This is a genomic window from Bernardetia sp. (assembly GCF_020630935.1).
GTDB lineage: Bacteria > Bacteroidota > Bacteroidia > Cytophagales > Bernardetiaceae > Bernardetia.
This window is the reverse complement of the sequence record NZ_JAHDIG010000005.1, coordinates 54,348-80,357: the sequence shown is the minus strand read 5'-3', so window position 1 is coordinate 80,357 and position 26,010 is coordinate 54,348. Positions and strand designations below refer to the sequence as shown.

20 protein-coding genes are annotated in these 26,010 nt (G+C 34.4%); 9 read left to right on the top strand and 11 right to left on the bottom strand.

Going from position 1 to position 26,010, the window contains the following annotated elements; translation table 11 throughout:
• Positions 1-20: 20 nt before the first annotated feature.
• The 3 genes from QZ659_RS02770 to QZ659_RS02760 all read left to right on the top strand — a co-directional run bounded on the left by QZ659_RS02770 (position 21) and on the right by QZ659_RS02760 (position 2,939).
• Positions 21-1,142, top strand: coding sequence for an endonuclease/exonuclease/phosphatase family protein (locus QZ659_RS02770; protein WP_291721519.1), 1,122 nt, complete (start codon positions 21-23; stop codon positions 1,140-1,142).
• 284 nt (positions 1,143-1,426) lie between these two features.
• A complete protein-coding gene (locus tag QZ659_RS02765; RefSeq protein WP_291721517.1) occupies positions 1,427-2,356 on the top strand; it encodes a class I SAM-dependent methyltransferase in 930 nt (309 codons plus the stop codon).
• Between the two features lie 73 nt (positions 2,357-2,429).
• The gene (locus QZ659_RS02760; protein ID WP_291721514.1) at positions 2,430-2,939 is read left to right on the top strand and encodes a hypothetical protein; all 510 of its coding nucleotides are present in this window, start codon (positions 2,430-2,432) and stop codon (positions 2,937-2,939) included.
• Here QZ659_RS02760 and uvrC read toward each other — a convergent pair.
• The 8 genes from uvrC to QZ659_RS02720 form a co-directional block, all read right to left on the bottom strand.
• Positions 2,911-4,755: an excinuclease ABC subunit UvrC gene (gene uvrC, locus QZ659_RS02755; RefSeq protein ID WP_291721511.1), complete on the bottom strand. Its 1,845-nt coding sequence runs from the start codon at positions 4,753-4,755 to the stop codon at positions 2,911-2,913. The two genes, QZ659_RS02760 and uvrC, sit on opposite strands and share 29 nt — an antisense overlap.
• Before the next feature lie 140 nt (positions 4,756-4,895).
• The gene (gene hflX / locus QZ659_RS02750; protein ID WP_291721509.1) at positions 4,896-6,131 is read right to left on the bottom strand and encodes a GTPase HflX; all 1,236 of its coding nucleotides are present in this window, start codon (positions 6,129-6,131) and stop codon (positions 4,896-4,898) included.
• 114 nt (positions 6,132-6,245) lie between these two features.
• Complete coding sequence (locus QZ659_RS02745; protein WP_291721506.1) at positions 6,246-6,611, bottom strand: hypothetical protein; 366 nt, start codon at positions 6,609-6,611, stop codon at positions 6,246-6,248.
• On the bottom strand, positions 6,586-6,861 hold the full coding sequence (locus tag QZ659_RS02740) for a hypothetical protein (RefSeq protein ID WP_291721502.1): 276 nt from the start codon (positions 6,859-6,861) through the stop codon (positions 6,586-6,588). The genes QZ659_RS02745 and QZ659_RS02740 overlap by 26 nt, the downstream gene beginning before the upstream one ends.
• Before the next feature lie 43 nt (positions 6,862-6,904).
• Positions 6,905-8,179, bottom strand: coding sequence for a DUF1015 domain-containing protein (locus tag QZ659_RS02735; protein WP_291721499.1), 1,275 nt, complete (start codon positions 8,177-8,179; stop codon positions 6,905-6,907).
• Between the two features lie 168 nt (positions 8,180-8,347).
• Positions 8,348-8,653, bottom strand: a complete 306-nt coding sequence (locus QZ659_RS02730) for a DUF4286 family protein (RefSeq protein WP_291721496.1) — start codon at positions 8,651-8,653, stop codon at positions 8,348-8,350.
• Between the two features lie 145 nt (positions 8,654-8,798).
• Positions 8,799-9,590: a hypothetical protein gene (locus QZ659_RS02725; RefSeq protein WP_291721493.1), complete on the bottom strand. Its 792-nt coding sequence runs from the start codon at positions 9,588-9,590 to the stop codon at positions 8,799-8,801.
• Between the two features lie 195 nt (positions 9,591-9,785).
• Positions 9,786-10,211 carry a Fur family transcriptional regulator gene (locus tag QZ659_RS02720; RefSeq protein WP_291721490.1) on the bottom strand — a complete coding sequence of 142 codons (426 nt, stop codon included), beginning with the start codon at positions 10,209-10,211 and terminating at the stop codon, positions 9,786-9,788.
• 208 nt (positions 10,212-10,419) lie between these two features.
• Here QZ659_RS02720 and fsa point away from each other — a divergent pair, with 208 nt between their 5' ends.
• Both fsa and QZ659_RS02710 read left to right on the top strand, forming a co-directional pair.
• Complete coding sequence (gene fsa, locus QZ659_RS02715) at positions 10,420-11,076, top strand: fructose-6-phosphate aldolase (RefSeq protein ID WP_291721487.1); 657 nt, start codon at positions 10,420-10,422, stop codon at positions 11,074-11,076.
• An 82-nt stretch (positions 11,077-11,158) separates the two neighbouring features.
• Positions 11,159-11,938 (top strand): shikimate dehydrogenase family protein, encoded by a 780-nt coding sequence (locus QZ659_RS02710; protein WP_291721484.1) that lies wholly within the window; start codon positions 11,159-11,161, stop codon positions 11,936-11,938.
• On the opposite strand, the gene murQ is transcribed toward QZ659_RS02710, so the two are convergent.
• Positions 11,929-12,726, bottom strand: a complete 798-nt coding sequence (gene murQ, locus QZ659_RS02705; protein WP_291721481.1) for an N-acetylmuramic acid 6-phosphate etherase — start codon at positions 12,724-12,726, stop codon at positions 11,929-11,931. The two genes, QZ659_RS02710 and murQ, sit on opposite strands and share 10 nt — an antisense overlap.
• 498 nt (positions 12,727-13,224) lie before the next feature.
• Between murQ and QZ659_RS02700 the strand changes: the two genes are divergently transcribed.
• On the top strand, positions 13,225-16,536 hold the full coding sequence (locus tag QZ659_RS02700; RefSeq protein WP_291721477.1) for a T9SS type A sorting domain-containing protein: 3,312 nt from the start codon (positions 13,225-13,227) through the stop codon (positions 16,534-16,536).
• Positions 16,537-17,232: 696 nt separating this feature from the next.
• Positions 17,233-20,928: a proprotein convertase P-domain-containing protein gene (locus tag QZ659_RS02695; RefSeq protein WP_291721473.1), complete on the top strand. Its 3,696-nt coding sequence runs from the start codon at positions 17,233-17,235 to the stop codon at positions 20,926-20,928.
• Positions 20,929-20,966: 38 nt separating this feature from the next.
• On the opposite strand, the gene QZ659_RS02690 is transcribed toward QZ659_RS02695, so the two are convergent.
• Positions 20,967-22,574, bottom strand: coding sequence for an ABC transporter permease (locus QZ659_RS02690; RefSeq protein WP_291721471.1), 1,608 nt, complete (start codon positions 22,572-22,574; stop codon positions 20,967-20,969).
• Between the two features lie 277 nt (positions 22,575-22,851).
• Here QZ659_RS02690 and recN point away from each other — a divergent pair, with 277 nt between their 5' ends.
• Both recN and QZ659_RS02680 read left to right on the top strand, forming a co-directional pair.
• Positions 22,852-24,507: a DNA repair protein RecN gene (gene recN, locus QZ659_RS02685; protein ID WP_291721468.1), complete on the top strand. Its 1,656-nt coding sequence runs from the start codon at positions 22,852-22,854 to the stop codon at positions 24,505-24,507.
• Positions 24,508-24,529: 22 nt separating this feature from the next.
• Complete coding sequence (locus tag QZ659_RS02680) at positions 24,530-25,393, top strand: restriction endonuclease (RefSeq protein WP_291721465.1); 864 nt, start codon at positions 24,530-24,532, stop codon at positions 25,391-25,393.
• A 26-nt stretch (positions 25,394-25,419) separates the two neighbouring features.
• On the opposite strand, the gene QZ659_RS02675 is transcribed toward QZ659_RS02680, so the two are convergent.
• Positions 25,420-25,998 carry a TetR/AcrR family transcriptional regulator gene (locus QZ659_RS02675; protein ID WP_291721463.1) on the bottom strand — a complete coding sequence of 193 codons (579 nt, stop codon included), beginning with the start codon at positions 25,996-25,998 and terminating at the stop codon, positions 25,420-25,422.
• Between the last annotated feature and the right edge of the window lie 12 nt (positions 25,999-26,010).

The window sequence follows — 26,010 nt, the reverse complement described above, 5'->3', positions numbered from 1 at the left end:
TCAATCATTTAAAATATACTATGAAAAAGTTTTTTTTACTTTCTCTAATTAGCTGTTTTTGTTTATTTTCTTGTTCGCCGTCTAAAAATGTAGCAGAAAACGAAAATAATGATGGAGCAAACACAGCTATGCCCAAAACAGAAGCTGATTTAGCTAAGGAAGCAATAGAAAATACGTCTCCTTACAACGATAACCCCTCTGTTCATACCGTTGCATTCTATAATGTAGAAAATTTATTTGACACAGAAGACGACCCAAACACTTTTGATGACGATTTTACACCAAGTGGAAAACAAAAGTGGACAAAAGAACGATATGAGCAAAAGATTCAGAAAATTGCAAAAGTTATCAGTATGATTGGTGATGAAGATGGAGCAGAAATTATGGGTATTTGTGAAATAGAAAACGAAAAAGTATTGAAAGATTTAATCAATGACCCACAATTAAAAAAATATGGCTACAATTATGTGCATTACGACTCACCAGACGAGCGAGGCATTGATGTAGCCCTTCTCTATAAAGAAACTGTTTTTAAGGTTACTTCTTCAAAAAACTATGAGACAAAACTAGCAGATGGCGACAAGACAAGAGATGTATTGTTAGTTTCAGGAAAATTAGAGGGAGAAGAAATACACGTTTTGGTAAATCATTGGTCGTCAAGAGGAGGAGGAGAAGAAAAAAGTCGTCCGAAACGTATGGCTTCTGCTTTGTTAGCTCGTCAGATTATAGATGACTTAGAGGCAAAAGACCCTAATGCAAAAATTCTTTTTATGGGAGATTTGAACGATGAGCCTTTCAACGAAAGCGTAACAAAAGGTTTACAAGCTGTCGATTCGCCAGACCTCACAGACAAACAGCTCTTCAATGTTCTTGCTTCTTTAGAAAAAGAAGGCAAGGGAACATACAATTATAGAGGCGACTGGAACATGCTTGACCAAATTATCATCAACAAAGGATTTTTTGTAGCAAATAATGGAGGAAAAGGCTGGCGTTATGTAGATGGAAATATCTATGACCAAGAGTTTTTGAAAGAACAAGAAGGGAAATACAAAGGAAATCCGTTCAGAATGTATGTAGGACCGAAATATTTGGGAGGATATAGCGACCATTTCCCTGTCTATGTACACTTGGAGAGGCAATAAATTTTATATAAAAAATTTAACTAGAAAATATTATTTTTAGAGTACTGGACATCCATAGATATTTACTGTTCTGTGAGTCACAGAACAGGGAAAAAGTACCATTCGTTGGTGTTTTAGCATAGCGACACCAACAATTTTTTATCTCATGTCCAGCACTCTATATTATTTTATCCATAGAATAGTTTCTTGAAACTGCTCTATGGATAAATACAAATCATTGGCAAAGTAAAATTTGATAATGATTCTGATTTGTAAAAAAATCCTAATCAAATAAAAAAATTAAGATGATAGAATATCATAAAAAATGTCTTTTGTGTGAAAGTGAAAAAATAGAACCCATTGAAGGCTATGAACGTCATTATTTGGTAAAATGTAAAAACTGTGACTTTGTATTTATCAGACGCATTCCAACATTACAAGAACTAAATGATTATTATGAACACTATGCCAGCGCACATTACCTTTCTCCGATTACCGTAATGCGTTATCATGAACTTTTAGATGAGTTTGAAAAGTACAGAAAAACAGGAAAAATATTAGATGTAGGGTGTGGAATTGGTCTATTTTTGAATATAGCTAAAGAAAGAGGTTGGGAAGTTTATGGAACAGAGTTTTCTGCCGATGCCATCAAAATCTGTAAAGAAAAAGGAATTACAATGCATGGGGGAATTTTGGATTCAGATAATTATGAAGAAGAAATGTTTGATGTAATCACTTCCTTTGAAGTAATTGAACACATCAACAATCCATTAGAAGAAACAGCACACATTCAAAAAATTCTTAGAAAAGGGGGCTTATTTTACTGTACGACTCCAAACTTCAATTCTTTGATGCGCTATTATCTCAAAGCTGATTATAATGTCATTGAATACCCAGAACATTTATCTTACTACACATCCAAAACACTTACTTTTTTGATGAATAAGTTTGGTTTCAAAAAACAAAAAGTATTGACAACAGGAATAAGTATTACTCGTTTTAAGGGTAGTCAAGATTCTAAAAAGGAAAAAGAATCCAAAGAAGAGCCTAAAAAACAAGAAGAAAACGAAAAAGTGGTTGGAGAAGCTCTTGTAAAAGCCGATTCTGCTGACGAAATATTGAGAAATAAAATAGAAAGTAATCCTGTTTTGCAACTTGGAAAAAAAGTAGCCAATGGAATGCTTAATATTACCAACACAGGACTCACTCTGAAAGGATATTACACTAAAAAATAATTAGAGAAAGGTAATCATTTATAGAAAAGTCTATTCTAACTAACATTTGTTGGAGAAATACGTATGTACAAACATGACGGCACTACAACAAACATTAGAAAATTTTAGGAAGGGTATAAAAAATGAACGTAAAGACAATATTTTAAATCACGTTTGGACTATACTTAGTAAAAACACAAGTTTTGTAGGAGAAGTAACTAAAAGTGGTTTTAAGATTTGGAAATATAATGGGTTGTATGATTTTTTTCACCCTATAATTATTGGACAAATTATAAAAGAAAACAATATTGAAAAGCTATCTATAACTACAAAATACAATAGTTTCGGCAGATTAGTTATGTTACTTATTGTGGTAGGATATTTATATGGAGTTTTTATTGGCATAGAGTATCGCCAGTGTTTTAGTGGTAATCGTTATTTATGGGATATTGACTGGTCACATATAGCTTCTATTTCTGTTTTTCCAATCATAATGACACCCATATTTAGATATTTGTACAACATTGGTAAAAAAGAAGATATGCAGCAGTTAAGAAATGAACTTAGGTTGTACTCTAACTCAACAAATCAGGATTATTTTTGATGTAGTCTTTAATCAAGCGAGTACGATTTGCACCGATGAGTTCCTTTAGCTCTGCATCTGGTGTTTTTGCAATTTTCTTAATAGACTTATATTCTAAAAGCAGTTTCTCAATAGTTGCCTTTCCTACTCCTTTTACGTTTTCTAGTGGGTTTCGAAGGGCATTTTTACTTCTAACATCTCTGTGGAAGGTAATGGCAAAACGGTGGGCTTCATTGCGAAGATGCTGAATAAGCTTCAAGGAAGGCGATTTTTTATTGATATAAATAGGATGTTGGTCTTCTGGATAAAAGACTTCTTCCAAACGCTTGGCAATACCGACAATCGGCACTTTTCCATAAATATCTAAATCTTTGAGTGCCTGCGCTCCAAAACTTAGCTGCCCTTTTCCTCCATCAACAATGACTAGATTTGGCAATGGCTGTTTTTCTTCTAAAAGCCTTCTATAACGACGATACACCACCTCATACATTGTGGCAAAATCATTCGCTCCCTCCACCGTCTTGACGTGATATTTTCTATAATTTCGTTTAGATGGTTTTCCATTCATAAAACAAACCATCGAAGAAACTGGATTTGTACCCTGCAAGTTAGAATTATCAAAACACTCTACGTGCAGAGGTAATTCTTTCAAACCTAAATCTTTTTGCAGTGCTTCTACGGCTGCTAGTCCTTTTTCTTGTTTGCGTTCTGCAAAATCTAACTTTTTGCGTAATCTTTCCTTTTTGAAATAGGTTACATTTTTGATGGATAGGTCTAATAATTTTCTCAAATCTCCTATTTTTGGATTGACAATTTCTACTTTCGGCAATGGCACTTCTGCCTCTACATTACTCACAATTCGCTGCGCCTCACTTCCAAAACGCTGCCTAAACTCTACGGCAACCATTGGCAAAATATCTTCTAACGTTTCTTCAAGACGTTTTTTATACGATTCATTGGCTGTATAAACAATACTTCCATCTTCAATTTTGAGATAATTTACATATACATTCGCATCGTCTTCCAAAAGCGCAATCACTTCCGTATCTGAAATATTTGGATTCGTGATGAGTGATTTACTTTGATACGTGTGCAGAGCTTCCCATTTTTCTTTTGCCTTTTGAGCCTCTTCAAATTCCATTTTTTCGGCTGCCGTTTTCATTTTTTCTTTGAAATACTCTTTTGCTTTGCTTGTTTTTCCTGCTAAAATATTTCGAATCTGCTCAATGTCTTTTAAATAATCTTCCTCGCTTTGCAAGCCCTCACAAGGACCTTTACAGTTTTTGATATGATATTCTAAACAAACCTTATACTTTCCAGATTTTATATTCTCTTCACTCAAATTATAGTAGCACGTTCGAATAGTATAGAGTTTTTTGATAAGTTCGTTGAGTGCATAAAGCGTTTTTCCATTCGTATAAGGTCCATAATTCGTCCCTTGATTTCTATTCGGATTTCTTGTAGAAAAAACTCTAGGGAAAGGTTCGTCTGTTATGCAGATATAAGGATATGACTTTCCATCTTTTAATAAGATATTGTATTTGGGTTGATGTGCTTTTATCAAATTATTTTCCAATAGTAGTGCATCGGCCTCGCTATCTACAATCGTAATTTCAATATTTCTAATCTCACGCACCAACTGGCGAGTTTTTCGGTCGTATTGATGCGACTTAGTAAAATAACTAGACACACGTTTACGCAGTTCCTTTGCCTTCCCTACATAAATGACTTCTCCATTTTCGTCTTTGTACTTATAAATTCCAGGTTGGCGAGGAATATTTCTAATAATATCTTTTAAATGTTCTCTTAGTTCTTCTTTAGATTTGGGCTGACTCATGTGTATTAAAAAAATTACTATCTCAATTAAAATAAGGCAAGCCTTATCTCTACATATTTCATTGCATACAAAAAAGGATAAGGGAAACCCTATCCTTAATGTAAATTACTAAAAATCTAATTTTATTGTTTCAAAATAATCTATTCCTCCTCCTCATTTATACCATAATCTTTTGGGTTATATTCTTCGGCATAATAATTTGGACGCACATAATTTGGATAAATCTGAAAATGACGAGCTGCAATTAGTTCTAAGAGTTTGTCTTTGAGTTCGTCGATGTTTTCCTTGTTGTGAGCAGAAACAAAAACTGTATTTTTCTTATCAGAAGCCAAGTAAGAATCTTTGAGTTCTTCAAGTGTTGGAGGACAAACCAAATAATTCTGACCTACATTTACATCGTGCGTATAAGCATCAATTTTATTGAATACTAAAAGCGTCGGTTTGTCAGTTGCTCCTAGCTCTTGGAGTGTTTCCTGTACTACTTTAATATGCTCTTCGAAAGCAGGATGTGAAATATCCACTACATGAATCAAAACATCAGCCTCTACAATTTCCTGCAACGTAGATTTAAAACTCTCAATCAGCATCGTCGGAAGTTTACGGATAAAACCTACTGTATCGGAAAGTAGAAATGGAATACCATCCCAAAAAACTTTACGTACCGTAGAATCGACAGTAGCAAAGAGTTTGTTTTCTGCAAAGACATCCGAACCTGTCAAGAGACGCATCAGTGTAGATTTCCCAACATTGGTATAACCCACAAGAGAAACACGCACCACTTTATTACGCTGTTTGCGACGGGTTTCAGCTTGTTTTTCTATCTTTTGAAGTTTTTCTCTCAAAAGCGTAATCCTGTCTCTAACAATACGACGGTCGGTTTCAATTTCCTTCTCCCCTGCACCACGCTGTCCGATACCACCACGCTGACGAGAAAGGTGTGTCCACATATTGGTAAGGCGAGGCAAAAGATACTGATAACGAGCCAATTCCACTTGCGTTTTGGCTTGTGAAGTTTGCGCCCTGTGCCTAAAGATTTCTAAGATGAGTGTTGCCCTATCAAAAACTTGTTTTCCTTCAAATTCCTTTTCAATATTTCGGACGTGGCGAGCAGAAAGTTCATCATCAAAGATGACGGTATCTACTTCTTTAGTTTCCATAAACTCCCTAATCTCCTCTATTTTTCCTGTTCGTACAAAGGTTCTTGTGTCAGGCGTATCAAGCGTTTGAGTAAACCTTTTTATGGTTTTGATGCCTAAGGTCTCGGCTAAAAATTCTAATTCATCTAAATATTCTTGTGATTTTTGTAATGTTTGTGTTTGATTGACAATTCCTACCAAAACGGCAGTTTCTACTTTTGTATTTTGAGTTTCTAGCATAAAATCAATTACGAATTACGAATTACGAATGAATAAATTATAGACTCATAATTCTTTGACATTTAATAGTTTGTATTTTGAACACTACTTTTCTGCTTTTGTTAGTTGTTTACATCAACTTTTTAACTTTGAATGAATTTCTTTCAAAGCCTTTTGAAAAGCCATACGGTACTGACTTTCCTCAAATATAAATTGTAGTTCATTCTCTTCCTCTCCAAAAGTCCAGATATAAGAATCTTCTTTTTTTGTAATAATTGTCCCCAAACCACTACAACCTGAATCACCACACGTACAACCGTACAAAGTTTGCCATTTGTCCTTTTCACAGTTTTCTCTGTATTCCATAAAGCTCTCAACCTTATTTTTCTTTGTTGGAAATTGGCTCATTGCTTCTTCTCTTGTAATTTCCTCCAACAAAAAATCTTTCATCTCTGTCCAATCGGATATTTCGTTGTCAAATGCGCCTATCCAGCCTATCATAACTAAGGTTTTTATTAGAGATTTTCTGCTTCCAATAGTATTCGGATATATGCCTATATACGGATTTTCCATCCACATAATACTCATAAAAATTACGAATTACTTGATAACTACTCTCTTTACCAATTGATATTTTAGCTGTATTAAGACTTACATATTCTATATTTGCTCGTTCTTTGTCTTTAATTTTTGCAATATGAGCCTTTATATTATCATAAAACTTTAGCTCAAGTGTATTGATGTGTTTCATAGATTCTATTGGAACAACTATTTCATTTTTTTCGTTCCATTTTTTATTCTTCTACGCTTGCAAAACAAAATCCACAAATCACTTTTGGATAAAAATAGGTGGATTTTTGTGGCATCGTATAACCCGACTTACAAACTTCCTTCACTTCTGGCATCGTGACGGCATTAGTAATGAGAGCTAAATCAGCTTCTCCTTTTATAACTTTGGTTACACAGTCTGTAAAATTTCTTTCAAACTGAATGTTGGTACTCTTGCGCTGGTCTTTGCCTTTAATTCCAATTATTTTTTCAATAAAGAAGTAATGCAAAACAGTAAGGTCAAGATTTTTAACAGATTCTGGAAATTTCCATGCTAAGGTTTCCCATTTTTCTGGTTTTAAACTGATTTTATAAGCATTTTCAGAAAAAATAAGTCCGAAAGCCCACTTTTTTCCCCAAATCATTTCATTCAAATCCGATGAGTTTTCTACTGACTTTACAATAAAATCTTCCTCTAATTTTTCTACAATTTCTTCTTCGCTTATTTCTAAGTCTGTCAGTAGCCTATGAGTAGGCAAAATACGCAAATCATTGGAATAAGAATTTGTCAAATACATCAAATGAAAGTTGTAAAGTTCATTTCCTGTATGATTCGGATTTTCTTCTTTTTTCTTCTGACGATATACCATCGAACTCTCGTAACGGTGGTGTCCGTCTGCCAAGATTATTTCTTTATCCTTTACTTTCTCTACAAATTTTTCTACAATTTTAGGGTCATCTATCTTTGCAAAAACCTCTCTAACTCCTTGATAATCTTCGGTTTCATAAATAGGATTTTTGATAGCCTCATCCATATACTTTTCTAACTCAAATTTTTCATCTCCATACAAGCCGTGTGTTGGACTGACATTCAAGGCTGTTTTTTCCAAAAGCTCAATTCTATCATTTACGGCTGCAGGAATGGTATTTTCGTGCCTTAAAATTATGTTTTCCTCCCAGTCGTATGCTTTTATCATCGTGATAAATCCTTTCCTACAATACTCTTTTTTCTTTGAAATGCGTGCTGGCAAAACAAAATACTGATAATAAACATAAACGGCTGGCTTATCGTCTTGCGTAATTGTTCCTTCGGCTATCCACTTTTCTAATGTTTCTCTTGCATCATCGGCAGGACTCTGTCCTAATGGAACAGATAAATGAATACTGTTTAAAGGATTTTGATAGAGTTTATCTCGTTGCTTTTGCGAAATAACATCAAAAAGAGGAGACGTAAAATCTTGAATTTGAGAAGTAAGAGAAGCGTTGTAACGCCAAGCACGGAAAGGACGAATTTCTGCCATATCTTGAGTTTAGAGGGTAGAATTTAGATTTGTAGAATGGAAAAGACCAGTTGATTTATTTAATAATGTAGGTTAAAGGCTTGTCTTTGACTAGAATTTAAAATCCAATTTTAGAAGTTAGCATTCTGATTTTAGAATGAAAACATCAATTTTTAATTGTTCATTCATTTAAACTTCTTCTAAAATGGTACGAAAAGCTATCGCTTTGTTGCCATATCTTTTAACATGGTCTTCTTGAAGTTTGGGCGCAAAATTTTGTTGATAGTTTTCTAAATCTTCTAAGGAATTACAAAAATATTGAATGGCATACGTTGTTCCTTGCTCTTCGGGAAGTTTGGAAAGCAGTTTTAATATTTTATTTTCTTTAAACATCCCTGTTTTCATCACATCAGGAATATGTGTTTCTTTCATCCAGTTGAGCCAGTCTTTATGAATGCTATCTTCTACATTTACAGTAACGTTGTATAAAATCATTTTTGAAATAAAATTGCTGTTTGTGTTTGTTCTGACAGAAATTAGAATTATGAAGCAAAGGTACTCATTTCTAAACTTATATCATTACAAAAAAATACCCTTCCATTTTGTGAAATGAAAGGGTAAAAGCTTGCAAGTATCTGTTTTATTTTTCTATCTTGATTTCAACTTGATTTTCTTTGTCAGATACAGAGGAATCTAGTTTGATATTTTCTTTTTCTGCCCCAAGAGAAATTAAGTATTCTTTTGCCTTTTGAAGCTGCTTTTCATTACTACTTTTCAAGACAATAAGATACCCTAATCTTGAATATTTGGCTACTGTCTCTACTTCTTCTCTACTTCTCTGATTTTCTATTTCGTTTTTCTGATTGAAGAGAAAAGGGGGTACTTTTGGAGCATCTGGTGTTTCAGAAGAATACCAACCTTTTGGAGTGGACTCTTCTTTTTGTTCTGTCTTCTTAACTTTTTCGTGTTCCTTTTTTGCTACTTGGCTAATATCATTATCTGTTGAAGCTGTCAGAACTACTTCCTCCTTCTTTTCTGTTACTCTAGCTTGGCGTTGTTCTCTCAATCTCTCTTGCTCTGCCTTGACTAATCTTTCTTCTTCCCATCTACGAAGCTGTTTTTTAGATACTTTCAGTTGCTTTACTTTTTGCTTGCCCACTTCTGAACACTTGAAAGGTTTACGCTGAAAAGCTGTACTACTTTTAGATTTACGTTGAAACTTATTCTTTCTTTTAAATCTTCTCGTAAAAAAATTTCCTGTTTTTTTTGTTTGTGCTTCTGCTTGAGGCACGTCAATAGCTGGCATGGCTACCAATAGAATAAGTAGTAGTGTCAGAAATCGTATTATTTTTTTCGTAAAAAGTAGAGTAAAATAGTGTTTCATGGTAAGGTCTTTTAGAAATTCCTTTTCTTTTAGCTTAAGAATAGCCATTTACCTTACTAACGATAATAATATATCGCTAGTATATTAATCTATTTAAAGATAAGAAAAAATTTACATTTTATCGTAAAAAACAGATTGTTTGTCGAAAAATAACAACAACTTACCGAAAGAAACACCTTCTATCGAATCTTATATTTGAATGTATTGGAGCTAACTAATAGGTTATTTCTACCCTTTTTTAGATTAAAAATTACACTGTTCGCAAACTCCACTTAGCAAAAACTCAGCTTCTTTTACCTTATATCCTGATGGAAGATGCAGATTGGGGAGTTGTATCTGAGAAAGACAATATACATTTTGGCATTCTTGACACTTAAAATGAACATGGTTTTTCTTATGTTGATGCTCCTCGCAGTTACTCTCACAAAGGGCATATTTTGCCTGTCCTGTCATATCGGGTACTTTGTGTAAAATCCCTTTTTCTTCGAAAGCAGTGAGAGTTCTATAAATAGTAACTCTATCAAATTCTTCTCCCACAAGTTCTTCAATATTTTGATGTGAAAGGGCTGTTTTTGCACTCAAAAAAGATTCTAAAATAGCCATACGACAAGGTGTTTTGCGAAGGTCATGTTTTTTGAGAAACTCTGAAGGAACTGGAAAATTATGCATAGTATAATTTTTAAATGTAGAATTGTAGGTTAAGAGATTTTCAATATTTACAAAAATAAGAACAGATTTTTTGACAGAAAAAACGCATCTTTGTAAAACTTAAAAATATAGCAACTATGATTAGTAAAACGAAATGACTTGGATTTAAGTTTTATAATCATATATAGCTACCCACTATCAAAAAACATTCACTTTTAAGAAAACAACAATGAAATTTTTCGTAGATACAGCCAACCTTGAAGAAATAAAAGAATGTCAAGAATTAGGAGTTTTAGATGGAGTAACTACTAACCCATCACTTATGGCAAAAGTAGGAATTACTGGTAAAAATGCTATTTTCAGCCACTACAAAGCCATCTGTGATATTGTAGATGACAATGTAAGTGCAGAAGTTATCAGTACAGAATACAAAGATATTATCAGAGAAGGCGAAGAACTTGCTGAAATTGATAATAAAATTGTTGTGAAAGTTCCGATGATAAAAGATGGCATTCGTGCTATCAAATATTTTTCAGAAAAAGGCATTCGTACTAACTGTACACTTATTTTTTCTGCTGGGCAAGCAATTTTGGCAGCCAAAGCAGGTGCAACGTATGTTTCTCCTTTCATTGGTCGCCTAGATGATGTAGGAGCAGATGGAATGGAACTTATAGAACAAATGGTAGATATTTTTGGAAATTATGGTTTCCAAACAGAAATTTTAGCTGCTTCTATTCGTCATAATATGCACCTTTTGCAATGTGCAGAAGTAGGTGCTGATGTAGTTACTTGTCCTGCCAATGTAATTATGAGTCTTTTAGACCATCCACTTACAGACAAAGGACTTGCAAAATTCTTAGAAGATGCAAAATCATTAAACCTGTAAATCAGTTAGCAGTTATCAGTTACCAGTAAACAAGAAAATTAGCACTGGTAACTGATAACTGTTTACTGTAAACTGAAAAGCTATGTTCGGACTTATTGGAAAAACTCTCTCTCACTCGTTTTCTAAAAAATACTTTACAGAAAAATTTGAAAAAATTGGTCTTTTAAAAGAAGATGGATATGTCTATGAACTTTTTGAACTTGAAGAGATAGAAGATTTTGAAGAACTAATAAGAGAAAACGTAAGTCTTAGAGGAGTAAACGTAACTATTCCTTATAAAAAATCTGTCATTCCATTTTTGGACAAGCTAGACCCAATAGCCAAGCGCATTGGAGCAGTAAACACCATCAAAATAGAAGAAGATGGAACAACAACAGGCTATAACACAGATTATATTGGCTTCAAAAATAGTTTAGAGAATTTTTTATTTACTGGCTCTAAAACTGTTTTTGATAAGAAAGCTCTAGTTTTAGGAACAGGAGGCGCAGCACAAGCAGTAAAAATAGCCTTAGAAGATTTGAATATTTCTTTCGATTTTGCATCATCTTCTGTAAAAGAAATTCAAGACAACTCTGCTTATAAAACTTTTCCTTATTCAAAGATTGAAATTGAACAATATAGACTCATCATCAATACCACTCCTTTAGGAATGTACCCCAATATGGATAGTTTTCCTCCACTCTCCAGCGAAAATTATTCAAAAATTGATAAAAACTATTTTCTGTACGATTTGGTATATAATCCAGAAGAAACTGAGTTTCTAAAAAAAGGAAAAGAAAAAGGTGCAAAAACGATTCACGGCTTAGAAATGCTTCATGGACAAGCCGAAGCTGCTGCCAAAATTTGGAAGATTCAAAACTGATTCAAGACTTCTCTCACACTTCCATATTTTAGTAGTAGTTTTTTAGCTTCTTCTTCTGGAATGTTGAGTTCTTCTTTCAAAAAGCGTGTTCCTCTCTCAATGAGCTTTTGGTTAGAGAGTTGCATATCTACCATTTTGTTGCCTTTTACTCTGCCAAGTTGTATCATAACTGAAGTAGAAATCATATTCAAGACTAATTTTTGAGCCGTTCCTGCTTTCATTCGTGTGCTGCCTGTTACAAACTCTGCTCCTACAATTACTTCAATCGGAAACTGACTTGCTTGTGCTACTTCAGAACCTTCATTACAAACAATACAGCCTGTCAGAAGTCCGTTTTTGTTTGCTTCTTCTAATCCTCCTACCACATAAGGCGTTCTTCCAGAGGCTGCAATTCCGATGAGTGTATCATTTTTAGTGAGATGATATTCAGACAAATCTTTCCAAGCCTGTTCTTTGTCATCTTCAGCAAACTCTACAGCCTTGCGTATGGCTTTATCTCCTCCTGCCATAATGCCCACTACCAAACCATGCGAAACACCAAACGTTGGAGGGCATTCAGAAGCATCTACAATTCCTAATCTACCACTTGTTCCTGCACCTATATAAAAAAGTCTTCCTCCTGTATTCATTCGCTCTACTATTTCTATTACTAAAGATTCTATTTGAGGAATAACCTTTTCAACAGCAAGGGCTACTTTCTTATCTTCTGTATTAATGTTTGTGAGTAGTTCTTTGACAGACATTTTGTCTAAATCTGAATAAAAAGAATTGGATTCGGTGCTAAACATATCTTTATTTTTTATGAAAAATGTTCAAAAATATTTGGTTGTACAATGTTTTTTTTGTATTTTAGTATAAACCATACACAAGTTATTTTTACTTGTTAAACGACCTTCACTATTGTTATTGAAAACTAATTAATAAAATTATTTTTTTACTAAACCCATTATACTAATAATAAAGAAACAGAGTAATGTAATTATAGAATACTAGATGTTAATATACATTTACTATTCTGTGAGCCAAAAATTAGGAAAGAAATATCCTTCGTTGTTGTCTTAACATTGCGACACCAATAATTTTTGTTTCATGGTTAGTATTCTAGACCAATTCATCTATATTTTTTAGATGATGTTCTAACTCTATTTTCATAATTGATCGCCTACAACTTGAAGAAAGCTATTAGCTAAGACAGCTAAAATCTTATATTTTAAATGATTTTGTTCTTCTGAAATTTATTTGGATGAATGCTATTATTTATTATTTCAACTTAATACATCAAATTTATGAAAAAGAACACTATTTACCTTTCAATCTGTCTAATATTATTTTTTATATTTGGAGCAAACGCACAAGATGCTACAAATTATGCGTTTAGCACTACTACCTCTGGTAGCTTAACAGCAGGAGGAGGATGGACAACCCTCATTGGCACAGGTCTTAATCACACTAATTTTAATGATGGAGCAGGCAATGTTCCTGCTAGTGCTGTAGTCAATATCCCCTTCGAAGTTTGGTTTATGGGAGAACGCTTTACCTCCTTTAATGTAAACACAAATGGAGTACTTCGTTTTGGTTCTACGCCAATTTTCTCAGAAGGCAATACCTATAATATACCAGACCACGCTCGTCTATGCCCATTCTCGGCAAGTAGTACCACAGGAGGAACATTAGACGAAGGCGACTGGCAGACAGGCGAAATTAGGTACAAAATAATTGGGACTGCACCACAAAGAACACTAATCGTCCAATGCAATAATATGAGAGTCAGTCATAATAGTGGAAGTGCTGATGCGAGTTTTGAGATGAGAATACAAGAAACTTCTCGTCCAACAGTAGATATCAGTAGTGGGCAAATGACTTTTGTTTATGGCAGAATGACAAAAGGAACATCAGGTACAATTACAGCAGGGAATATTGGCATAGGCTATGTAGATGGGGTAGGAAATGACTTCTTATCTGTAAATATATCCAATCATACAGTCAGTACAACAGAGATAAGCAATACATATCCTTCTGGAGTTATAACAGCTTTGAATAGTAATAGTAACGGAAGTAGAAGAACATATGTCTTTAACCCAGAAGAAGTTATTGGGCAAGAAATAGATGTAACAGCAAATTGTATTGGCAATACATCTTTTGTGCTAGACTGGACAGATAATGCATCCAATGAAGTAGGCATAGTACTTTACAGTTCTACTGATGGAGTAAACTATACTTTTGATAGACAACTACCTGCCAATACGACCTCAGCTACAATTACAGGTTTAGCTCCCAATACCACATATTACTATAGAGTGTATGCTGTTACAGAAGGAAAATTGAGTGATTTAGCAGTGAGTGGTACAGTATCCTTTACTACTGTTCCAAATACTTTTAGTACGGTGTACTCTGCTACAAGTGGAAATTGGAATACAGCCTCTACTTGGATTACCAATGCTGTACCTACATTAGATGATAATGTTATCATTGGATGTATAAATCCTCATACTGTACCTGTGAATATACCTATATCTGCTAATGAATGTCGTACATTGCAAATAGAACCTAGTAGTATCCTTAATTTTAATTCTGGTCAGATACTAACAGTTTATGGAGATGTAACCAACAGAGGAACTATCAATCTTGATGGGGGAACACTTATCATTCAAGGTAATCTTATCAATGACACTGATGCTGTCATAAATGTAGGGAATGGAACTCTCATAGTAGAAGGAGATTTTCAGAATTATAATACAGCAGTGCTCAATGGAAATACTGGATTATTTAGATTAGAAGGCAACTTTACCAATCAAGGAGCATATAACCCTAATACTTCTACTATTCGCTTTGATGGTAATTCTTTGCAACTCATCAATCATACAGGTTCTAGTTCGTATATACTCCCTCCCACTGTAACTTTTCCTACGTCTGCTTCGCTGCCTCTTTCAATTCCTCCTGTTGGCAGTGGTGGTGGTGGTGGATTTGGTACATCAACAAATACTGATATAAGTGATTTAAATGGTTATAATTCAAATTATGTGCGTGTTGTTAATTTTGATGTTCCAGCAGGCAATTATACAGGAATTAATAATTTATTTATTGATTTAGACCACTCTTATAATGATGATATAGAAATTTACTTAGCTTCTCCAGATGGAACTGTTTTTACAGTGGCTGCAGATATGGGTAGTTTCGGTCAAGATTATCAGAATGTTACTTTTACGATGAGTGCAGCTACTACACCTCCCAACGGATATGCCGACCCAATAACAGGCAGTTTTAGACCTATTGAAGATTGGAGTGGGTATGCAGGAACATATGTAGGTACTTGGTCTTTATATATTATTGATGATGATTTTTTACTAACAGGACAACTAAATTCTACCTCATTAACTTTAAATCAAGATAATACTCCACCTCCAACAGGGTTACAGTTCTATGATTTAGTGATACTCAACACAGGTGCAGGAGTAAGAACACAAAATACAGATATTGTAATAAACAATTCTGCTACTTGGACAAATGGAGTTTTTAGAGCTGACAATGACCATCTTATTATTTTTCCAGATAATGCTATTTCAACAATATCTACTAATGAAAGCCATGCAGATATGTGGGTACGTAAAATAGGAAATGATGCTTTTGATTTTCCAGTTGGAAATGATGGATGGGGCGCACCTATCGGAATTTCTGCGCCTGCTAATACCACTGACCATTTCACAGCCAACTACATTCATCAAGTAACACCTTATGACCCATTTTCTAAAGAGGTAACAATTCATCACGTAGGACAGTGTGAGTATTGGAACTTAGATAGGACGAATGGTCTTTCTAATGTTGTGGTTACTCTTAGTTATGAAGATACTCGTAGCTGTACCGTTGGTGAAGAGAATGATTTAAAAGTTGTACGTTGGGATGGAAGTATTTGGAGAGACCATTTCAATGGTGGACTTATCAACACACCTTACGATGGTGTACTGAGTGCAGGCACAGTAAATGAATTTAGTCCTTTTACTCTTGGAGCTGACGATGAATTTACTATTCTGCCTATTACCTTTACATCTTTTAAAGTCAGTCCGTTTGAAGAAGATGCGATTTTGAACTGGACAACAACTAAGGGAAAAAATCATAGTCGCTTTGAAGTAGAATGCTCTATTAATGAAAAGGATTTTAAAGTTATCGGACAAGTGCATGAGTCTATCTCAGCAAGTGAAGCAAAGGCATCTTATTCCTTTATTGATAAAGGGATTGGACTAAAGAGTAACCAAGCATACTACCGTCTAAAACAAATCGATAAAGATGGAAGTTTTTCTTATTCTAATATTCAAAAGGTAAATTGGAACATCAATAATGTAGAAAACAATTCTGTTTTTGTGGCCTACCCAAATCCATTTACAGATGTTTTGACGCTAGATTTTACGTTAGAGAAAGAAGAAATAGTAGAAATTACTCTTTTAGATATGACTGGCAGGAGCATTAAAACGATTTCGCAGTCCTTTTCTGATAAAAGTCATAGAGTAGAAATGAGAGGACTAAGCAATCTTAAAAGTGGAAGTTACATGGTAAGATTAAGTACAAGTACATTACAAAGAACTTATAAAGTAGTGAAAATGTAAATATCTGAAACTATTTGGTAAAACGCTTTATTATTTTTCATAATAAAGCGTTTTTTTTTGGAAAATAGCTTCTACCTCATTCAATAATAAAGCATTATTTGGATGAGATAGAATCATCAAAAGACAACTTTCAAAATTATTAATATTTTGACTTTTTTTTGTATATTATTTCAAATCAATCAACTTTTCCAGTAAAAAACACACTCCATTACAAAGAATTTAAAAAATTGCTATACAACTGACTATTAGATACTTGCGTCAATTATTGCAATAATAATGGAATATATTTTGCTCTGATAATTGAGATTAGATATATACTATAATTCATGATAATATTTTACATAATAGGTATTATTTAGATATTTTGGTAGTATTTTAATACAAATTCCAAATCATATTAGTATTTTTGTCAAAATTTAACTTCCCCTATAACTTACTAATGGTCGTCACAGTTTTTTACGTAGGTCAGGCTTCTAGTCTGATGGGAAAATTTATAAGGCTTTATTTAAAAAATTAAGTTTTTTATTTTACAAATCAGTCAAGCAGACTGATGTACAACATTAACTGTGATAACATTTACTTAATAGTATCACTGTTTTTTATTAAATAGTATATCTATTGCGTATAGTTAAGTTAATTAATTGTCAAGATTTCATGCAGTAATGTATCTACTACCCATTTATTAACTACAATATTATGAAAAAAATAATTACTTTATATTTTCTTGTTTTTCTATTTCCTTTAGCTTTACACGCACAAGAAGCTAATAATTATGCTTTCAGCACCAATAATACAAGCAGCCTTTCCACAGGAGGAGGATGGACTACTATTATTGGAGCAAATGAAAATCATCAGACTTTTAATGATGGAGGAGGAAACGTTCCTGCTGCCTCAGTAGTAAATATTCCCTTTGAAGTATGGTTTATGGGAGAACGTTTTACTTCTTTTAATATAAATACAAATGGTGTACTTCGTTTTGGCTCTATACCTATTTTTTCTGAAGGAAATACATATAATATCAATGGACATGCACGTTTGAGTCCATTTGCTGCAAGTAGTACAGTAGGAGGCGTCTTAGACGATGGAGATTGGGAAACAGGGGAAGTACGATATAGAATAACAGGTACAGCTCCTAACAGAATACTAGCAGTGCAATGTAGAAACATGCAGGTAAGTTACAATAGTGGAAGTAGTGATGCTACATTTGAAATGCGTATATACGAAACAGCAAGAGTAAACACAGTAGTTCCTACAAGTAGTGGGCAGATAGAATTTATATATGGCTCAATGAGAAATAGTGGGGGAGCAATTACGGCAGGAAATGTTGGAATTGGATACGAAGGAGCACCAGGAACAAATGATTTCTTATCTGTAAATATATCAAGCCATACAGCTAGTACAACAGCTACAAATAACACTTATCCAAACGGTACGATTACTCAACTCAATAGCAATAGCAATGGTAGCCGTAGAAGATACTTATTTAACCCTGTTCAAGTATCTGGACAAGAAGTAGATGCAAGTGCTAGCTGTGCTACTTCTTCATCTTTTATTCTAAGCTGGACTGACAATGCTACTAATGAAGTGGGTATTGTTCTTTATCGCTCAACCGATGGAGTTAATTATACCTTTGATCAGCAATTACCTGCTAACACAACAAGTGCTAGTATCACTGGGCTAAACCCTAATACTACATATCACTATCAGATTTATGCCGTAACAGAAGGAAAACTCAGTCAGTTAGCCACCACAGGTACAGTTACACTTACAACACTTCCTGCTACATCAAATGTGTGGTATGCAGATGCTTCTTCTAATTGGAATTTAAATGCCACATGGATTAATAATTCTGTGCCTACTGCAACTAGCGATGTCATTCTTAGTTGTGGAACACCAAGAACTGTAACACTTGATGCAACTAATGAGTGCAGAACACTTACTATCTTAGAAAATAATGTTCTGAATATAACTACAGGACAAACACTCACAGTAAGAGGCGATGTGAGTAATAGTGGTACTATAAATCTCAATGGAGGAACACTTATCATTGAAGGAAACCTTGACAATACAGGGACAGGAACTATAAACGCAGGTAGAGGACTTTTAAGAGTAGCTGGTAATTTTACTAATGCAGGGGCATACAACGCAGGGTTATCTACTATTCGCTTTGATGGAAATGCTCAACAATTTATCAATCACACAGGAATAAGTACAGGACAGACAGCGACTACATCTTCTAACTCTTATGATAATGATGCTGCTTTAGTGACTCCAGCAGGCACAACTACATATAATAATTCAACAGATGTAAATATTCCAGACAATAATGCAGCAGGAGTTAGCCGAACGATTACAGTTCCGAATACTACTGCTACTATTACCGACATAACAGTAGATTTAGATATTGACCATTCTTATGTAGGAGATTTGATTGTAACACTCACTAGCCCTGCAGGAACAACTGTGACTCTTATCAATAGAGTTTTGAGTGGTTTAGGAAATTGCTCTAGGAATAACATTAATACAACACTTTCAGACGCTGCTGGTGCTAGTGTTCAATTACAATGTAACGGAGGTAATCCAACTATTAATGGTACATATCGTCCTTCACAAGCTCTATCTGCTTTTGATGGAGAAAACCCTTCTGGAGTTTGGACGCTTAATATTTCAGATAGAGTTAATGTAGATACAGGTACGTTTCGTGATTGGGATTTGAATATATCAACAACTGCAAGTGCTGGACTTGATATCCCAGATAACTTCTTTTCTACTAGCCTTTTCCTTGACCATACAATAAATGTACCTGCTACAGTAGAAACTATCTCTGATATTGATTTAGATATAGAAATTAATCATACACGTGTTGGAGATTTATATATAAGAATAATAAGTCCATTGGGTACGTTTAAAGATGTACTTGCTAGTCCTGTAAATGGTACAGGTAATTGTAGTGGAGATAATATTGTTGTTACACTTGATGATGAAGCCATACAGCCTGTACAAGCCCAGTGTGGAGGTGGAACACCAAGCATTAATGGAACATTTACACCAAATCAACCTCTTAGTGATTTTGATGGAGAAAACCCTTCTGGAAACTGGACTATTAGAGTATTTGATTTAGCAGCAGGAGAGTTTGGTAGGCTTATGTCAGCTACTCTACATATTGATACAGAGCAAATTAATACGTTTCCTCTAAGTACAGATTTGTATTTTCATAATTTAGAAATAATTAATACGGGGGCAGGTGTCAGAACTCAAAACACAGACATACAAGTCTTGAACTCTGCTACTTGGACAGATGGAGTTTTTGCAGCTGATAACAACCATAAATTTATTTTTGTAGATAATGCAACTTCAACAGTTGCAACAAATGCAAGTCATGCAGACATGCAAGTACGTAAGATTGGAGATGATGCTTTCGATTTTCCTGTAGGAAATGCTGGTTGGGGAGCACCTATCGGAATCTCTGCTCCTGCTAATGTAACAGACCATTTTACAGCACAGTATTTTAAACAAATAACACCAAACGACCCATTCTCTAAAGAGGCTTCTATTCATCATGTAGGACAGTGTGAATATTGGATTTTAGACAGAACAAGTGGCTCTTCAAATGTAGTGGTTACGCTTAGCTTTGATGATATTCGTAGTTGTACAGTAGGACCGACAACAGGCTTAAAAGTTGTTCGTTGGGATGGTAGTGTTTGGCGAGATCATTTTAATGGAGGAATTATCAATACCCCTTATGATGGTGTTTTGAGCAACGGAGCAATAACTAATTTCAGTCCTTTTACTCTAGGAGCTCTAACTAATGATAATATTTTACCTCTTACCTTCCTTTCTTTTGATGCCAAACCGTTTGAAAGTGATGCCATATTAGACTGGACAACTACTGGAGAAAAAAACCATGATTATTTCGAAGTAGAACGTTCTATAAATGGAGAAGACTTTAAAGCTATTGGAGAAACAAGAAATGCGATTTCAAGAAGTGAGACAAAAAATATGTATTCTTTTATTGATAAAAACGTTGGTATAGAAAATAGAGAAGCTTATTATCGTTTGAAGCAAATAGACAAAGATGGTACGTTCTCTTATTCTAATATTAAGAAAGTAAATTGGAGCATTGATAATACTAAAAATAGTTCTGCTTTTGTAGCTTATCCAAATCCATTTACAAATACTCTAAAACTTGATTTTGCTTTAGATAAGCAAGAAATAGTAGAAATTAATCTGTTAGATATGACAGGAAGAAGTATAAAAACTATTTCTCAGTCTTTCTCTAAAGGAACTCATAAAGTAGAAATGCATGACCTTCAAAATTTAGCTAGGGGAAGTTATATGATACAACTAAAAACCAGTACAATTCAGAAAACTTTTAAAGTTGTGAAAATGTAACTCTCTAAACCCTAAGGATTTTCAAAAATCTTTAGGGTTTATTTCTTTCTACCAATTTTAGAAAGCAAAATAGCAGGTAAAAGACTTATCAGTATAATCAGAAGAGCAGGTAAAGCAGACTGTGCCACAAACTCTTGGTCAGCAAGTTCATAAGCCTTTGTCGCTAACGTATCATAGTTGAAAGGACGCAAAATAAGTGTAAGAGGAAGTTCTTTACTCACATCCACAAACACCAAAAGTAAGGCTGTCAGCATAGCAGGACGAAGCAGAGGCAACGTAATTTTGAAAAACGTTTGGATAGCATTTTTTCCTAGCATTCTTGAAGCAGCCTCCAATGAATTTCCAATCTTCAAAAGCTGGCTTTCAATAGGTTGAGCTCCCACAGCTAAAAAACGAACAGAATAGGCATAAATTAGAGAAATGACTGTACCAGAAATCAGCAAGCCTACTTTTATGTCAAAACTATTCAACAAAAAAGAATACAGTTTCTTATCAATCCACAAAAATACCCCCAACACTCCCACAGCTATCACAGCCCCCGGAACGGCATAACCCATAGTAGCAATTCGGCTGATAAATTTTGTTGTATTTGCTTGAAGTCTTGAAACTGTTCTATTTTTGACTTCCCCACCAACGATATAGTTCTTATTTTTTTTCTGAAAAAGACCTAATAAAATAGCTACTACCAAAACCACAAAAGCACTCAAAAAGGAAAGTGTAATAGTATGAGAAATCAAATTATAGATTTCTTCATTCAAAACTTTATCTATTCCCTTATCTTGAAATTCTTTGATTGTCCAAAAAATAAGCTGCAAAACAGGAAAACCAAAAGCCAAACAAAATACCAAAAGACAAAAACTAAAAGCTAAAATTTGCCAAACAAAACCTAACTTTTTTCGTGGCATAGGTGTCGTATTTTTATCATCTGAAAAAGCCATTCTACCACGCTGATTTCTTTCCAAAGCCACCAATAAAATAATCCCCCCAAAAAGACACAATGCTAGACGAAGAGCAGCTTTTACGTCTCCAAATTTTGCCCATGCACTGAAAATTCCTGTCGTAAAAGTCTGAATGCCATAATACTTGAATGTTCCGTATTCATTCAAAACTTCCATCATCACAAGCAGAAGTCCTCCAAAGATAAACGGACGAGCAAGTGGCAAAACGACTTTAAAAAATGTATAAAAAGAAGATTTCCCAAGCATTTTGGAAGCCTCCCAAACACTGCCTAACTGATTGGAAAAAGCCGTTCTACTAACTGCATAGACATAAGGATAAAGTGCCAAAGAGAGAATAAAAATACCTCCAAAATCAGACATGATTGGTATAGAAGGCAGACCGTTTTCTCTTAGAAATATTCCTACTGCACCTGTATAAGACAAACTAGCAGCGTACGTATAAGCCAAAATATAAGCTGGAATTGCAAGTGGCAACACCAAAGACCACTGAAAAAATCTACGTCCAAAAAAATCAGTAGTAGAAACCAGCCAAGCCGTCGGAACACCCAGCAAAAGTACGCCTATACTTACTCCCAAAAGCATTTTCAAAGAACCTAATGTATAATCTAGCAAAAGATTTTTAGCAATATGATTCCAAGCTGTACTACTTTCTCCGTCAAATGCCGTAAAAAGATACAAAATGGGCATACTCCACACTAAAAGCAACAGGATTGCTAAAAAAGAAGACAAAAAAGAAGAAAAAAAGGATTTTAAGCTAGGCATTTGTAAAAATATAAATACTTTTTGCTAATTTTGTAAGCATATCAATTTATCTTGCAAAGATAAAGAACTGTTTTTCGAAACCCTAAGGGTTTTGAAAACCCTCAGGGTTTAAATTGTAGAATTTTGTATTTTCGTACTCAAACATATTCTTCCATATTGCCATTGCTTGTGTCTCCACAAGCAAGCACAACAACTAAATACTATGCTCAAACATTTGCTTATCGATAATTATGCGCTCATAGAGCATTTAGAAATTCAGCCTGACACTAACCTAAATGTCATTACAGGTGAGACAGGAGCGGGAAAATCTATCTTGCGTGGTGCGCTTGGGCTGTTGGCTGGAAACCGAGCAGATACAAAGGTACTTCTCAATCCAGATGGAAAATGTGTCATTGAAGGAACATTTGATATTACAAATTATAACCTTCAAAAAATATTTGAGAAAGAAGATGTAGAATATGACACTACCTGCATTATTCGTAGGCAAATTGCGCCTAATGGGCGTTCAAGAGCTTTCATTAATGATATGCCTGTTTCCTTAGATTCTTTAAAGAGAATTTCTGTTCGTCTGATGGACATTCACGCACAGCACGACACGATGCAGCTTTTTTCAAATGATTATCAAAGAGACGTTTTAGATTTGTATGCCAATACCAAAACACTTTTAGAAATCTATGGACAAGAATATCGTCAGTACAGAAAAGTTATAAAAAAATATGAAGAGCTAAAAAATGAGGAAATTAGGCTTCGAAAAGAGTACGATTACAATATGCACCTTTTAGAAGAACTAGAAAAGGCAGATTTAGAAAAGATAAATAAAGAGGAACTAGAACAAGAATTAGAACGCCTAGAGAATGTAGATTTCATACGAACGCAAATGTCGATTGCCTACAACTCACTCGCAGACGAGGAATATTCAGCCGAAAATATTTTGAGAGAAGCCGTACATGCGCTTTCCAAAACAAGTTCGTTTTCGCCAGCTTTTGAAGCCTTGTATGAGCGTTTGAATAGTGCCATGATAGAAATTCAAGATATTTCAAAGTCTATTGAATCAGAATCGGAAGAGTTGGTAGTAGATGATGAAACAGCAGGTGTTGTAAAACAGATTTTGAGTGCTTTATATCATTTGGAAACTAAACACAACGTTCAAAGTCCAGAAGAACTGATTGCTATTCGTGATGAAATAGCTGAAAAAGTGAAGAAAGTAGAGAATTTTGATGATGACTTAAAAGACCTCAAAGAAGAAATAGCAAGAAGCAAAGCCTACTTGACAGACCTTGCAGCACAGCTTACCGAACAAAGAAAATCCGTTGTAGAAGATACGCAAAACCAAATCAATTATCTTTTGGGCGAACTTGGAATGCCAAATGCTCGTTTTCAAATTGAAATCACACCTATTCCACTTAGTCCGTCGGGGGCAGATTTAGTAGAATTTTGGTTCTCGGCAAACAAAGGAATTTCTCCACAGCCGTTGAAAGATGTCGCTTCTGGGGGAGAGTTTTCTCGTTTGATGCTTTGTATAAAATATCGTTTGGCAAAACATATTTCATTGCCTACTCTTGTTTTTGATGAGATTGACACAGGTATTTCTGGAGAAATTGCCCTTAAAATGGGTAAAATTATTCAAGATATGTCCAAAACACATCAAATCTTAATTATCAGCCACTTGCCACAAGTCGCTTCACAGGGAAGTTCACATTATTTTATTTATAAAGATAATTCAGCAGAACGCACTGTTTCAAAAATCAAAAAACTTTCAGCCGATGAGCGTGTCAGAGAAATTGCTCAAATGATTGGAGGCTCTACGCCAAGTACGAGTACGTATAATAGTGCTAAGGAGCTTTTGCAGGAAAAATAAGTGTGCAAATTATCATAATAACATGAAAAAGAATAATACAAAAGTACCTAATTATGATAAGTTCATAATACCAACCTTAAAAGCATTGAAAAATCTTGGAGGTTCTGGTTCTATTGACGAAATCAATGAAGCTGTGTATTTAGTTGCCAACTTATCAGAAGATATATTGGAAGTTCAGCACGATGAAAATGGTGTACAAAGTGAAGTGGATTATCGTCTTGCTTGGGCAAGAACCTATTTAAAGAAATATGGCATCATCGAAAATTCCTCTCGTGGTGTATGGTCTTTGATAGATAATGAACTAAATCCAAAGGACTTTAACTCTGATGAAATTGTAAAAAAAGTAAGGGAAATAACTTATCAAGAGAGAAAAAAGAAAAATACAGAAATTAAAGATGAAGCTAAAGAAGAAGTTGAGGATAACATAGACTGGAAAGAAACTCTCATAGCAACTATTTTAAGAATTGAGCCTGCTGCTTTTGAAAGGCTTTGCCAAAGAGTGCTTAGAGAAAGTGGTTTTGTCCAAGTTGAGGTTACTGGCAAAAGTGGTGATGGAGGTATTGATGGAAAGGGAATTGTCAGAATCAGTGGCTTTTTGAGTTTTCATGTATTTTTCCAATCTAAAAGATATAAAGGGTCTGTTAGTTCTAGTGAAATTAGGGACTTTAGAGGTGCAATGCAGGGAAGAGCAGACAAAGGATTATTTATTACCACAGGAAATTTTACTAGAGAAGCTGTAAAAGAAGCTACCCGAGATGGCGCACCTCCTATTGACTTGATTGATGGAGATTTATTATGTGATAAATTGAAAGAATTATCATTAGGCGTAAAAACTGAATTGATAGAAGAAGTTTCAGTAAATACGGAATGGTTTAGTAAAATATAAATTAAAACCTTGAAATATATAATCACTCAATCCAACAAAGAAACTATCTCCTCCACACTTTTCTCCAAATTAGAAATATTCGGATTTGTCTTGCCTATTACCTTTATTCCACTATAAAAGATATAAAAAAGTGAGGCTATGGCTTCAAGGTTTTTAGAATCAGAAATTTCTCCTGTTTCTACTCCTTTTCTTAGCAATCCTAAGAAAAAGGCTTCAAATTCTTCTCGGTTTTGGATAGCTACTTCTAAGATATTTTGGTTGTTGGGAACAAGCTCAGTTGTGCAGTTTACCACAAAACAACCTTTTTGAGCTTCTTCTGTTTTTGTGTGTATAGCTTGCAAAAAAAGCATTTTTATACCTTCTTTTACAGACTTTTGCTTAGAAAAAAAATCTCTAATAATTGCTTTATTCTTATTTCTATATTCTTGTAATGCTTTTTGAAATAGCTCTTCTTTTCCTCCAAACGTATCGTAAAGACTAGCTCTATTTATTTTGAGTTCGTTTACCAAATCTTGAATAGAAGTCGCATGAAAACCCTTTTTCCAAAACAAATGGGTTGCCTTTTCTAGTATTTCATCTTCATCAAATTGCTTTTTCCTTGCCATAACGTAATTATT

Excerpts from the sequence above, each read along its gene's own strand:
- hflX (WP_291721509.1), bottom strand. The coding sequence starts at position 6,131 with ATGCTAGAAACTCAAAATACAAAAGTAGAAACTGCCGTTTTGGTAGGA.
- QZ659_RS02675 (WP_291721463.1), bottom strand. The coding sequence starts at position 25,998 with ATGGCAAGGAAAAAGCAATTTGATGAAGATGAAATACTAGAAAAGGCA.
- QZ659_RS02720 (WP_291721490.1), bottom strand. The coding sequence starts at position 10,211 with ATGCATAATTTTCCAGTTCCTTCAGAGTTTCTCAAAAAACATGACCTT.
- QZ659_RS02695 (WP_291721473.1), top strand. The coding sequence starts at position 17,233 with ATGAAAAAAATAATTACTTTATATTTTCTTGTTTTTCTATTTCCTTTA.
- QZ659_RS02765 (WP_291721517.1), top strand. The coding sequence starts at position 1,427 with ATGATAGAATATCATAAAAAATGTCTTTTGTGTGAAAGTGAAAAAATA.
- QZ659_RS02710 (WP_291721484.1), top strand. The coding sequence starts at position 11,159 with ATGTTCGGACTTATTGGAAAAACTCTCTCTCACTCGTTTTCTAAAAAA.
- QZ659_RS02760 (WP_291721514.1), top strand. The coding sequence starts at position 2,430 with ATGACGGCACTACAACAAACATTAGAAAATTTTAGGAAGGGTATAAAA.
- QZ659_RS02770 (WP_291721519.1), top strand. The coding sequence starts at position 21 with ATGAAAAAGTTTTTTTTACTTTCTCTAATTAGCTGTTTTTGTTTATTT.
- QZ659_RS02730 (WP_291721496.1), bottom strand. The coding sequence starts at position 8,653 with ATGATTTTATACAACGTTACTGTAAATGTAGAAGATAGCATTCATAAA.
- uvrC (WP_291721511.1), bottom strand. The coding sequence starts at position 4,755 with ATGAGTCAGCCCAAATCTAAAGAAGAACTAAGAGAACATTTAAAAGAT.
- QZ659_RS02745 (WP_291721506.1), bottom strand. The coding sequence starts at position 6,611 with ATGATAGGCTGGATAGGCGCATTTGACAACGAAATATCCGATTGGACA.
- recN (WP_291721468.1), top strand. The coding sequence starts at position 22,852 with ATGCTCAAACATTTGCTTATCGATAATTATGCGCTCATAGAGCATTTA.
- QZ659_RS02680 (WP_291721465.1), top strand. The coding sequence starts at position 24,530 with ATGAAAAAGAATAATACAAAAGTACCTAATTATGATAAGTTCATAATA.
- QZ659_RS02700 (WP_291721477.1), top strand. The coding sequence starts at position 13,225 with ATGAAAAAGAACACTATTTACCTTTCAATCTGTCTAATATTATTTTTT.
- QZ659_RS02735 (WP_291721499.1), bottom strand. The coding sequence starts at position 8,179 with ATGGCAGAAATTCGTCCTTTCCGTGCTTGGCGTTACAACGCTTCTCTT.
- murQ (WP_291721481.1), bottom strand. The coding sequence starts at position 12,726 with ATGTTTAGCACCGAATCCAATTCTTTTTATTCAGATTTAGACAAAATG.
- QZ659_RS02690 (WP_291721471.1), bottom strand. The coding sequence starts at position 22,574 with ATGCCCATTTTGTATCTTTTTACGGCATTTGACGGAGAAAGTAGTACA.
- fsa (WP_291721487.1), top strand. The coding sequence starts at position 10,420 with ATGAAATTTTTCGTAGATACAGCCAACCTTGAAGAAATAAAAGAATGT.
- QZ659_RS02725 (WP_291721493.1), bottom strand. The coding sequence starts at position 9,590 with ATGGCTATTCTTAAGCTAAAAGAAAAGGAATTTCTAAAAGACCTTACC.
- QZ659_RS02740 (WP_291721502.1), bottom strand. The coding sequence starts at position 6,861 with ATGAAACACATCAATACACTTGAGCTAAAGTTTTATGATAATATAAAG.